This is a genomic window from Pararcticibacter amylolyticus (assembly GCF_003130405.1).
Lineage (GTDB): Bacteria > Bacteroidota > Bacteroidia > Sphingobacteriales > Sphingobacteriaceae > Arcticibacter > Arcticibacter amylolyticus.
In genome coordinates this window covers 120,114-132,646 of the sequence record NZ_QEAS01000011.1, presented here as the reverse complement: position 1 = coordinate 132,646, position 12,533 = coordinate 120,114, and the positions used below count along the sequence as shown (strand labels likewise).

Annotated in this window: 9 protein-coding genes; 1 reads left to right on the top strand and 8 read right to left on the bottom strand. The window is 44.7% G+C overall.

Annotated elements, in window-relative coordinates; all coding sequences use genetic code 11:
- Window positions 1–45 precede the first annotated feature (45 nt).
- Window positions 46–945 (bottom strand): hypothetical protein, encoded by a 900-nt coding sequence (locus DDR33_RS14310; RefSeq protein WP_146198775.1) that lies wholly within the window; start codon window positions 943–945, stop codon window positions 46–48.
- 150 nt (window positions 946–1,095) lie between these two features.
- On the opposite strand from DDR33_RS14310, the gene ggt reads away from it, so the two are divergent.
- On the top strand, window positions 1,096–2,754 hold the full coding sequence (gene ggt / locus DDR33_RS14305; RefSeq protein ID WP_394341114.1) for a gamma-glutamyltransferase: 1,659 nt from the start codon (window positions 1,096–1,098) through the stop codon (window positions 2,752–2,754).
- 159 nt (window positions 2,755–2,913) lie between these two features.
- Here the strand turns inward: ggt and DDR33_RS14300 are convergent, their stop codons facing one another.
- The 7 genes from DDR33_RS14300 to DDR33_RS14270 form a co-directional block, all read right to left on the bottom strand.
- The gene (locus DDR33_RS14300) at window positions 2,914–3,885 is read right to left on the bottom strand and encodes a DUF5007 domain-containing protein (RefSeq protein WP_238387807.1); all 972 of its coding nucleotides are present in this window, start codon (window positions 3,883–3,885) and stop codon (window positions 2,914–2,916) included.
- Between the two features lie 5 nt (window positions 3,886–3,890).
- Window positions 3,891–4,583 (bottom strand): hypothetical protein, encoded by a 693-nt coding sequence (locus DDR33_RS14295; RefSeq protein ID WP_109416484.1) that lies wholly within the window; start codon window positions 4,581–4,583, stop codon window positions 3,891–3,893.
- 15 nt (window positions 4,584–4,598) lie between these two features.
- Entirely contained in the window at window positions 4,599–6,020 is a 1,422-nt protein-coding gene (locus DDR33_RS14290) for a RagB/SusD family nutrient uptake outer membrane protein (RefSeq protein ID WP_238387806.1), read from the bottom strand.
- A gap of 55 nt (window positions 6,021–6,075) precedes the next feature.
- Entirely contained in the window at window positions 6,076–9,558 is a 3,483-nt protein-coding gene (locus DDR33_RS14285; RefSeq protein ID WP_238387805.1) for a TonB-dependent receptor, read from the bottom strand.
- Window positions 9,559–9,827: 269 nt separating this feature from the next.
- Complete coding sequence (locus DDR33_RS14280) at window positions 9,828–11,012, bottom strand: FecR family protein (RefSeq protein WP_109416481.1); 1,185 nt, start codon at window positions 11,010–11,012, stop codon at window positions 9,828–9,830.
- A gap of 130 nt (window positions 11,013–11,142) precedes the next feature.
- Window positions 11,143–11,754, bottom strand: a complete 612-nt coding sequence (locus DDR33_RS14275; RefSeq protein ID WP_109416480.1) for an RNA polymerase sigma factor — start codon at window positions 11,752–11,754, stop codon at window positions 11,143–11,145.
- Window positions 11,755–11,838: 84 nt separating this feature from the next.
- Window positions 11,839–12,533 (bottom strand): LytR/AlgR family response regulator transcription factor (locus tag DDR33_RS14270; protein WP_317047449.1); only part of this gene is annotated, 695 nt, incomplete at its 5' end.

Genomic DNA, 12,533 nt, shown 5'->3' with positions numbered 1-12,533 from the left:
CCGGATAAACCGGGCCTGCACAAACAAAACAATCAAATCTACAACCTATAACGCAACGGAAGTATTCTTACGCAGAAAAATCATGAACGCTTCAGCAAATGCAGCAGCAAAGGCAGGCCTGCCTGACGGGTCTCTCACCCCCTTATAATTTGATTCGATCTGCCAGCCAAAAACTCTGGGATAGTCCTTTGACGTATATCTCCGTGTATTATATCCCCCGTTAAAGTACTTCTCACCTTCATTTAACTCCTTCATTTGTTTACCCGGTATAGCAGGGCTGCCTTTATCTGTAATGAGAGTCCCGAAAGAGTAATCACCAATCATCAGGTCTTCGAAATTTGCACTGCTGTTCAGGCTTAAAAGATTGTTCAGTGATGATTTTTCAGCAAGGTCCTTTGTATCACCCCCGCCGGAAAGCCTTGGTAATTCATTACCGTTGATCCCGTATCCCAGTTCAAGCCGTTGTATGGGATGTCCATGTCCATGCAAATCTATATATACAGACAATCCAAATTTCCTGACTGCAAGAGAAAGTGCGGTATCAATATAGTCGTGAAATTGCTGCCAGGGTTTCTTCATCATTTCATTGCCGCAGGTCCCTGACGCTATCTCACGGTTCTGATCGACGGCTTTCCTTGATAAATGGCATATTACTATATAAGGACGCATTTTGTATTTTCTCTGAAAAGCATCCTGGATCTCTCTGGCCAGCTCAACAGTTCTGCTATCAGTTACAGTAACAGCTCCCTCACAAGCACGGAGAGGAACTTCAGGCAACAGGATATCTCCTCCGTGAGGAACACTGATAACCAAAGGCATATCTCCGGGAATAAACTCGGTCCATTTTTCATTGTCGAAATATGATTTGCCGGATACCCAAGCCTGCCCGAAGACAGTCTGAGAGATGAAAAGCAATAAAAAGATAATACAATTACGATTTTTCATTTACTGATTTTTTATACTGTTTATCTGAATAGACTATTTTGCAGGCCTGAAGTACCGCCGGAAATGATATTTTTTTTACTGGCCGGCGGTCCCTCTTACGTCGCAAACTGTCTATCAGTATAATCAATAACCATACATCAAGTGAGATTCATTTACAATTCATTATTTGCTGCCGTTCTGTTTGTTCAGACTGTATCAGCCCAGCAATTCTATAAGAATGGAGTGGTTGTATCCGCTCATCCTGAAGCGTCAAAGGTAGGACTCGCAATCCTGAAAAAAGGAGGGAACGCCATTGACGCAGCAGTTGCCGTACAGTTTGCCCTGGCTGTCGTATACCCAAATGCAGGAAATATCGGAGGAGGAGGGTTCCTTGTTTACAGGGATCATAAGGGGAACATTGCATCCCTTGATTACCGGGAAAAAGCCCCCGGACTGGCGAGCCGGGACATGTATCTTGATGAGCAGGGAAAAGCCATTACAGAAAAGAGCCTCTATGGCCATCTGGCAGCCGGCGTACCTGGCACGGTCGACGGCATGGTGAAAGCCCATAAACGATATGGCAAGCTCAGCTGGAAAGATGTAGTCCAGCCTTCTGTGGATCTTGCCAGAAATGGATTTCCCATAACTGCCAAACAAGCCGCCGAGTTCAACAGGAACAGGACTATGTTCCAAAAACAAAACCCTTCCGGCATGTCGCTTTTAAAAGAGGGAAGCTGGGAGAAAGGCGATATACTTATTCAGGCAGAGCTGGCAAATACATTTGAACAGATCAGGGATAAAGGAAGAGCCGGTTTTTATGAAGGTTCCGTTGCCGGGCATATCGTGAAGGAAATGAAACGGGGAGGCGGGCTTATCAGCTACAAAGACCTCAAGGACTACCAGGCGCTCTGGAGAACCCCGATAACCGGAAAATATAAAGATTATAAAATCATTACGATGCCTCCTTCTTCAAGCGGGGGAATTGCTCTGGTTCAGTTACTGCAATCCGTCGAACCCTTTCCAATGAAGCGGTGGGGACACAACCAGGACTCCACCGTCCGGCTGATCGTTGAAGCGGAGCGCAGGGCATATGCCGACAGGGCCACCCATCTGGGTGATCCTGACTTTTATAAGGTACCTGTGGCCGGACTGCTGAACAAGGATTACATCCGGCAAAGAATGAGCGACCTGAACTGGCAGATGGCTACCCCAAGTTCGCAGATAAAAGCAGGAGACCCCAGTGCCCGGGAAAGCGAACAGACTACCCACTATTCGATTGTTGATAAAGCAGGTAATGCCGTATCTGTTACAACCACCCTGAACGGATCTTATGGCTCCATGGTAATGGTGCCCGGTGCCGGATTTATTCTAAATAACGAGATGGATGACTTTTCAGTAAAACCAGGCAGTCCCAATATGTACGGGCTCGTGGGCGGCGAAGCAAATTCAATTGCTCCGGGCAAACGAATGCTCAGTTCAATGACTCCCACGATTATTGAATCAAAAGGAGACCTCTATATGGTAGTAGGGACCCCGGGCGGTTCCACCATTATTACTTCCGTTTTCCAGACCATCCTGAATGTGATTGAATTCGGGCAGTCTATGCAGGAAGCTGTTACCTCCCGCCGTTTTCATCATCAATGGCTTCCTGATGAAGTATTCACAGAAAGCGGAGTATTGGATGCTGAGACGGAGAAAAAGATCACAGAGAAAGGATACAAATTAACTCCACGGGCATCAATAGGCAGAGTAGATGCTATACTGAAGACCCCCAATGGATATGAAGGAGGTGCCGACCCCAGAGGCGACGACACCTCACTTGGCTGGTAATACAAAAACCTGAAAGAGCCCTTGTTATTCTTAATTATGCAGATCCCGTTGCCGGAAGGCCAACGGGATCTTTCATAGATACTAAACCTGAACGAACTTCTTCAGCGTTCCTCTCCTCGGCCCCTTCCATCTCTGCGGCAGAGTCCCCAGGCTGGTGATTCATAAAACGTCCCGGGTAACGTTCTTTAATCTGACAGTGACAAGGTAGGTGCCCTCCTGATAAATATGAAATTCAAATCTTGGATTGACGCTGTAACCTCTGTCGGAAGTAGGAGTTAATCCGGGATCCACCCTGGCGAATTTGCCGGGAATCCGGTAGTAAATGAGATAACCCTGCGGCCCCTGGATCAGAGGAAATGGAATTACCTCAAAATTACAGGTCATGGATGTATCAGATAACACAAGAGGATGGAACCTCGCAAATGTTTCAAAACTATTCCGGTCGCCACGTTTGAGGATCTCGTTATTTTTGGGATTCCACGCAACTCCGTTTTTATCAACAATTTTAAGAATAACGGAAGCCCCTTCAGTCGATAGCTTTTGAATCTTCACCTCCGGCGCACCAATATCCCCGCTTTGGTCAGTATTATCTTTAAACCATGCACCTCCACCAGCCTTTACCTCAAAGGCATCTGCCTCAAATAATGTAAACGTGGCAATATTCTTAAAGTCTTTAGAGCCATTTTCATTGGTAGCCCGGATATCGAACTCATAAGTTCCGAGAGGCACCTTTGCTGTCGTTCCATAGAAGGTGAACGCTCCGGTATTCTGATTAAATTCAAAACAGGGAGCGCTTATGAGTTCCCGCCGGGTGTTAAGCAATTCCACGGTGGTATCGTTGATGGGGTCGAACTTGCCCGTCCATACATACCTTTCGCTGTTCATATACAAAGAATCAGCATGTTTATGAGTCATGGCATTGCGGATGTCAAGTAATTCGTAAGTAACAGGCGCACTGGAGCCATCGTTATCTACGGGATTAGTCTGCGCAACTATCCCTCTTTGAACCTGGATGGGATTGTCCCTGTACCGGATCTGGCCGCTCAAAAATCCTTGCGGAACCTTCTCACACGAAATGATTGTCGCTGTTAATAACAAAACAGCCGATATTATTTGAATATTCCTTTTCATAACCATTAATTATGTGTATCGCCGAAAAATGTAAATGTGTGATTGTTATTCAGCACGTGCACAATACCGGTATTGGTAATAATCCCGGATGTCTGTACCCTGGCCTCCAACAGTTGTTCAGGCTTCACCTGGGACAGACCGGTGGAATCCGTGGGGACAGGGTAATCATGTTCCGTGGCCACTATCTTGGTAAGATATATGTACCTCGGCTGTACGGGGAATATATTGGAGTTCGTATAATCAGTACTGGGCACTGCTCTTATCAACCTGTTTTCTCCGTCGTTAGCCTTTCTGAATTTGCCGTTCTCAGTCAGGTTGTCCAGCGAAAATGGTTCTTTAAAAAGATAAGCCCGGAGTGAATCTCTCAGAGCCGGAAAATCCAGCGAATCAAACGTATAAACAAGATTCTCATCATTTAAACTCACCCTTAAATAGTCGCGTTTAAGTTTTACGTAATTGCTGATTGAGTAATTAGTTAAGGCGAACACTGTTGCACTTGAATTTAACTCATCTTTCAAACCCGTCCGGTCAACCATGATCATCAATGTATCAAAAAGACGGTTCGACTTAAGATAGTCATAGGTTGTCATATCCACATGAGGATCATGAAGACTGCCTCCAAGCGTATAATCCTTTTTACACGCATAAAACCCACTCACGAAAAGTATTAAAAGCAGAAATATTGCTGACTTTTTCATAATAAATCTTTTGAATTAGAGCCTGCCTATCCAATAAGGCGTTTGAACCAAAGTATAATCATCTTTAAACATAGCGGGATCCACGGGCCATAACCAGCCACCCTGTGCCATTCTCGACTGCCCGAAATTTTCATTGAATTCCGGGAGGGTGCCGGTCCTGACCATGTCATAGTACGCATGTCCTTCATAGAAAAGTTCGCGCAGCCGCTCATAAAGAATAGTCGAAGCAAGCTGCCCCCCCGTTCCATTGTATGGGTCTATACCGGCTCTGTTTCGGATACGGTTTAGCAGAACGAGGGCTTCCTGATCCCGCCCTAACTCATTAAGCGCTTCAGCTCTTAATAAAATAATATCGGCAAGCCGGAAGATAATCAGATTATTAGAAAGCCTGGGATCATTATTGGCAGATCCGTCAGCATACGTGATATTTGAAAATTTGATGACCTGTCCTTCGGAAGTTAAAGGCTGAAAAAAGAATGTCTTGTAGCGGATGTCTGTGGTATCTGTATAAACCTTCCTGATATAAGTATTACTCACAGGCCATTGCAGGTCAGTCTTTTTTGCGATAAACGGAGTTTTCAGCGTGGGAAGATAACCTCCCCCGTTTAAAGCGATGCCTTCACTCTGAGAATAATTAATGTTGATTTCAAAGACACCTTCGGTGGATTTCCCTATAAAAACTTTCGCATAGTTCAGGGAATCTACCAGATCATTCTGCTTCGCTGTTATCACCTCTGCCGCAGCTTTTTCACAACCGGAATAGTCTCCTGTCCATGCCCTGATATGGGCTTCGAGCGCAAAGGCACTTTCTTTATTTGCCCTTACAGCTCTCTGGTTAACATCGTCATATCCGGAGAAGAGATTATTCTCGGCCTCCTTTACATCTTTAAGACATTGCTGCAAAACATCTGCAGCAGGACTCCGGGGGATATTCTTCGCCTGGTCAATATCCAGATCAGGCTCCAGTTTTAAAGGCACGTCTCCCCATATGCGGCTCATATAGAAATAAGTAAATGCCCGGAGAAAGTAAGCTTCTCCTATCACCTTTCGCTTATCGTCTTTGTTCGAAAATTTATCAGCAGAAATATCCGGGACCTTATTAATAATAAGATTGATCTGCTGCAATAACTGGTAGTAATTCTGCCAGTTCCAGTAGCCCCTCCCCACATTCAAACCTGTAAATTCCCCGTTTGATATATTAAAATTGGCATTATCAAGACCGGAATTGATTGCAAATTCGCCTGACACGATATCACCATAGACATGCCAGGAATGATTATTGAGCAACACCGATCTCAGTAAAGCATAAGCTCCTGCAATGGCAGTATTTGCGTCGTTTCCATTTCGGAAGTATGCATTGGTAAAAGTCGAGTTATGAGGTTCGAGATCAATAATCTTCTTACATGCTGTACCGGATAACGTTAAAATTCCAATCATAACGCCCGATATATATTGAATGAATCGTCTTTTCATAATCTTCACATGAATAATTTTATAAACCAATCTCTAAACCAAGTGTATATTTTTTGGGAATCGGATAGCCGCTGCCATTGTAAATCCCGTAAGGATCCACCTGCTCGGCATCCGGCAGGTTCGCTTTCTGGAAGATGTGCAAATTGTCCAGCATACCATAGATACGAAGCCTGTTCAGAGAGAAGCGGTCAAGGAACTTCGGCCGGAACGTGTAAGATAAACTGATATTTTTAATCCTCAGATAGGTTCCATTCTCCACCCAGGCAGAACTTACAGCAGCATATTTGTACCGGGTACCGTCAAAAGAATTGAGCCAGGGATAGTCAGCATTATCTCCGGGATGCTGCCAGTAATTGATCCCGCTAAGATCAGGAAAAGCATTATTGCTGATAGAATGCAGGACATCCGGATCCGGATCATCCGTCGGAACCAGTTTAGAAAGTTGCCCTACCAGATAATCATTATACACATCCCTGCCTAAAGTGAACGTGGCAAATACCGAAAGTGTAAAACCCTTGTAATTAAATGTATTTAAAATTCCGCCTGTCACTTTAGGGTTGGGATTCCCGGCGGGAACATAATCTGTATCATCCAGCACCCCGTCTCCGTTAGAATCCTGCCAGATCGGGTCTCCCCCTTTAAACGGATAACCATAAAAACTTAGCACGGCACCCGTAACAGGATTAACCGGGACATCACTGTCATATCTGTAAATCCCTGTCTGTTTAAAAACGTTATATTGATTGATCGCTTTTCCCTGACGCAAAAGGAACTTATCCAGATAAATATCGCGGCCCCCGTTGGGCAATGAGGTGATCAGGTTCTTATTGTACGCAATATTAAAATTGGTTTCCCATTGAAATTTCCTGGACGGATTGAAAATCCTGGCAATCAATTGCGCTTCAACACCTGTGTTACGGGTGCCGATTGCGTTGGATGTGATAGTCGAATATCCGGTCGATACAGGTAAATTAATAGTAAAAATTCCTTCACTCGTATTTTTCAGATAAGCATCTGCGGTCAGGTTGAACCGTCCGTTCAGCAAGGAAAGGTCCAGCCCCACGTTCGCCTGTTTCGAATGCTCCCAGGTAAGATTATTATTGGAAAGGCCCCCGGAGAAGTCCGGAGATATTGCCGAAACACCATTATAGGTAGTCGATATATTCTGGCCGGTATTGGGGTTATTGCTTCCGGGAAAGCTTCCCGCACCAATATTATAGGTATTGAAAGACAGGTATGTATCTCCGGCATCAGGCTGCCGCCCCGTAATTCCGTAACTTGCACGGATCTTAAGCATACTAAGCCAGCTCTCCGCACCTTTCATAAAGGCCTCGTCGCTAAGGATCCAGCCCGCGGAAACTGAGGGAAAAAAGCCCACCCGGTTTCCCTTACCGAATTTGGAAGAGGCATCTGCATTAAGTACTCCTGAAAGAAGGTACCGTTCTTTAAAATTATAGTTCAGACGAAGAAATCCAGTTTGAATTCCGCTCTCAATAAGATCCGAATAAGCTGTGGAATTCAATTTATTGATCACCTTCACAACACCGATCTGATCATTCGGAATTCCGTCAGCTTCTGCATTTGTCGACCTGTACTGGTGAAATTCCGTATTCTGGCCTAACAGGATATTAATATTATGGCTCTTATTGATAGTGGTATTATATTGCAGCGTATTGCTCATTAAATAGTTCAGCGAATTATCGGTAAAGCTGGCTGCGTAACCAGTGCCGCTCTGCCTGACTGCTCCGGGAGTAAATGTATCCTTCCTGCTGTTTGCCGATTCATAGGAAAAAATGGTATTAAAGACCCAGTTCTTCGAAATCGTCCAGTCAATAGACGGGCTTATCGTCAGGCTGTTATTGGTATTGGCATCCGTCTGAATGCTGCTGTTCCCAAAGATAAAATCACGGTTTACATCCGGGAGGTACAGATTAGAAGTAGGAAGCGGATTGTTTGCATAGTATCCACCGGTAAAAGGGCTGTATCCCCCGGTCAGGTCGCTGACGGAACGGGGACGGTCCAGCCGGTAAAAACGCACCTGGGCACTGATCCTCAATTTTGGAGACAGGGCTACTCCCATCCTGCTGTTCAGACTGTACCGCTTAAGTCCCGACTTTTTAACAATACCGTCTTCATTATAATAGTTTAGGCCATATCGATAATTCAGTACATCATTACCTCCCGTTACCGACAGATCGTAATTATCCACTATTCCTGTTTGAAAAACACCTCCCCTGTAATCATTTGCATTGTTAAAAGCGGGATTCAGGCTATCAGTTAGTATCTGAGGAATGTTCCTTAAGTTCTCATATTTCCCATAAAGTTGCAAAATGGCCATTTTCGCACGCCTCTCCTCCGCTCCGGTCAGCACTTTGTCGAGCTGAGGGCGCTCGGTAAGCCCATGATAAGTAGAGAAATTGACCCGGGTCTTCCCGGGAAGACCCGACTTGGTAGTAATGAGAATAACGCCGTTAGCGCCTCTCGATCCGTATACAGCCGCAGCAGAAGCATCTTTTAACACGACAATATCCTGGATATCACTGACAGGAATTCCCGCCAGAACATCTGTATTTGTGCCGTTACCGTAATTGATAGCCGCAATGTCTTCAGTGCTCTGGGGAACATTATCAATCACATAAAGAGGTCCGCTCAGCGCTCTTGCCAAACTGGCCTTTCCGGATGCAGAAGTAGGGTTATTATCGATAGAACGGCTTACCGAGGTATTCCCTCTTAATACCACAGTGTTCCTCACTCCAGGCTCGCCTGAAAAGTTCTGGACATTCAAACCTGCAACTCTCCCCTGCAGCAAATTAGCAAAAGAAGGTGCGGGAACATCTGCAATGGCCTTGGGATCAACAGAAGTAACAGCAGCACTGACAGTCTTCCGGGAAACTTGCTGATAGCCAATTACAACAGCTTCTTTCAGGACAGTCACATCTTCTTTCATCCGGATGACCAGAGGAGAACCATCCTTCACCACTACCTGCTGCTGCGAAAACCCTATGTAAGTAAATACAAGTACCGAATTTTCAGGAATATCAGACAGAACGAAGTCACCATTTGCATTGGTAAGCGCCCCGGCACGCCCGCCTTTGATTTTTATTGATACTCCGGGAAGAGGCTCTCCCTTTTCATCCGTAACGCGCCCCCGGATCTGCAGCGGCGCCGGTTCAGGCGGCGTCAGTGGATCACGGGTCAAAGAGGCTTTGCTCTTTTTCTTGATAACGATCGTTTTATTAATAATGACGAACGTCAGGGGTGCGTCTTTCAAACACCTGTTCAGAACAAGCTCCAGGTCTTCATTCTTTGCACTGATACTTATATTGTCCAGTTTCCTGACCAGGTTATTGTCGTAAAAAAACCGGAAACCGGTTTGCGCCTCTATTTCCTGAAAAATTTGTGGAAGGCTCGCATTTCTCTGTGTCAGCGACACCTTCTGGGAGTATACGCTGGCAGAGACGTGAATATTAAATGCGACAAGAAGAATCATTGAGAGTTTCATCACCAAAAGAATTTTGTGAGAAAGAAATCCTGTAAGAGACAAGACTTTAAGACATAAGTTATTATGCATACCTTTGTTGTGTTGGGGTTGATCAATTAATTTCAAAGTCTATTTTTTAGCCCGACTCACACAGCCGACGCCAATCGGCTGATCTCAACGGACTCTGTTCCAGCAGAGTCCGTTTTTCGTAAGATGATTGCTTTAGCTTGTAGTTTATATTTTCATACTTCTTTCTTTAATGATGAACAATTCGGTTATTTATCCCTGTTTTAAGCCGGCTTAACGATGAGCTTTTTTCCTTGTATATCAAATTTTACTTCTCCTCCGGCTTCGAGGATCAGAAGAACTTCGGACAAATTGGAATGGCGGTCTATCTCACCAACAAACGCATGTGAAGAAACCCGCTCGTCCATAATAATTTCCACATCATACCATCTCGAAATATCCCTCAGCACATCCTTCATATCGGCATTGTCAAACCTGAAAACGCCATCCTTCCACGCCAGATCGACCTTCAGATCTGCCGGAGTTACCGAAAACTCCCTGCCTTTTACAGGGATCAATGCCTTATAGCCGGGCTTTAGCTCTACAGATGCCGCATTCGACTGAAGCTTTACCAGGCCTTCCGTTAAAGACGTCTGTATAATCTCTTCATCCGGGTAAGCTTTTATATTGAAATGCGTTCCCAGCACCCTGACCAAAACTCCACCTGCCTCTACTAAAAAAGGCATCTTTCTATTCCTCGCCACCTCAAAATAAACTTCTCCTGAAATGCTTACCTTCCTCTCCTTACCCGTAAAAGCAGCAGGAAACCTGATTAAACTCGCTGCATTCAGCCAAACTTTAGTCCCGTCAGGAAGCAAAAGGCGGTACTGTCCTCCTCTGGGCGTACTCAGGACATTGTACATCACGCCTGACGGTTGGTGCGTACCGGAAGAACGGGGATCATACGTTACCTGCCCGCCTCCCGATTTTAAAATAGATGTACTGCCCTGATGCGCCAATATTCCTTTTCCTGCACTGTCCAGTGCAATAACAGAACCATCGGACAACCTAAGCACAGCCTTATTTCCCCCGGGCGTTATATCAGCAACATGATCTGGCCGCCTGCCCTCAGACGGATTAAAGGATTTGTAAAGCAGTGTTATTAATGCAATGAGAATTACCGCGGCGGCGGCTTTCAATACCGGCAGCCGCAGCCTTTTCAGCCTTGTACTCCTGCCTTCTTCATATTGGTCTATTCTTTTTTCAATCTCTGCCAGAGAGTCAAGAGAATACGGTTCAGTGACGACCACTTCATTTAACAGGGATTGATAATAGTCTAAAGCTTTTTTATAATCACCGGTATCTGCCGTCTTCAGCCAGATGCCAAACACTTTCTTATCTTCATCCGAAGCGTCTCCGGAAGCAAACCGGCTTAAAATCCCTAAAATGCGTTCAAATTCTATATCCATCTGGTATCAAACGAACGATGCACATCCCGGCATCTTCCCTTTTTAATACTAAGACGATTTAGCTTGTAAAAAGTACACCTCCGATTTAGAAAAAATAATGAAAATTTAACAATGACTTATTTTCCGACACTCACGCCTTAAAAAAAGAGCAAAAAACCTTACAAAAGGCAATAAAAACAAGCGGCCACCCTGTGCTCTGATGCAAATGAACTTTAATAAAGTCCCTTGCCTCATATAATTGTTTTTTCACAGCAGACTGGGAAATGTTCAGTTGGCAGGCGATTTCATCAATCCCCATTTCATACATGACGCGCATTTCAAAAATCCGTCTCCGCTGGGGACTGAGGCGACCTATCGCTTCCTGGGCAGCTCTGTTATATTCATCATAGATAACTTTATCCAGTGCAGACTCTGATTCTGTTTCCGGACCAAAAGTATTTATGATCTTTCTCAGGCTTTCCTGTCGTTTTCTGTTATCGATAAGCTGGTTCTTTGCAACCCGGAAGATATATGCCTCGAAACTTCTCACTGTCTTCAGCATTTCTCTTTTAGCCCAGATCTTCAGGAACACATCCTGGACAACTTCCTCGGTATTTTCCTTTGATTGATCGGCAAATGGAAAGACAAAACGATAAAGCTTTGGAGCATAAGTGGAATATAGTTCGGCATAGGCCCTGCGATCTCCGTTAGAGGCTTTTTCAAGCAGCAGATGTTCCAGGGAAGGACTCGTTGAAATGTTCATTGATAGCTTTGCCGGTAAAGATCTTTATAAAATTAAAGATATAAGATCATAACTCAAAAGGCTACCTGAATTATTGTATCCTGTTCAAAGCCGCCGTAATGCCATAAGATTAGAAAGATTCTGACTGTAAGCTTCGCTGACCGGGATCCTGGTTTCTCCGATTGTCACCTGGTGCCGTTCTATTTTATCTACCTTCGATACCGGAATAATGTAAGAACGATGTACCCGTATGAACTTATCAGAAGGCAATAAGCTGATCGCCTCATTAAAAGTACTTCTTGATAACACCTGTTTATCTTTCAGAACAAAGGTGACATAGTTACCTCCCGCTTCCAGGTACAGAATTTCTTCGAGTTTCACCTTTACCTGTTCAAACCCCGTCTTTACAAATAAGTGATCGGCTTCTTCTCCCGCACCGCGAAACTTATATAATTCATACGCTTTATTGCATCCCTTAATAAACCTGGCGAGAGAAAAAGGCTTAAGCAGGTAGTCGACAGCATCAAGCTCAAAGCTTACCACTGCGTGTTCCGAATAAGCAGTGGTGAATATGACCAGCGGCTTCCGGCTCAGGGTATTAAAAAAGTCTATTCCTGAAATATCCGGCATCTTGATATCCAGGAAGATCAGATCCACCTGTTCCTTTTGCAGGTATTCCAGAGCCCTGAATGCATCGGTAAACACCTCCTTAAGATCTAAAAAAGGCACTTTGGAGGCATGTGTTCTTATAATATCCAAAGCAATGGGTTCGTCGTCGATCGCAATAGCAGTCATGTTGA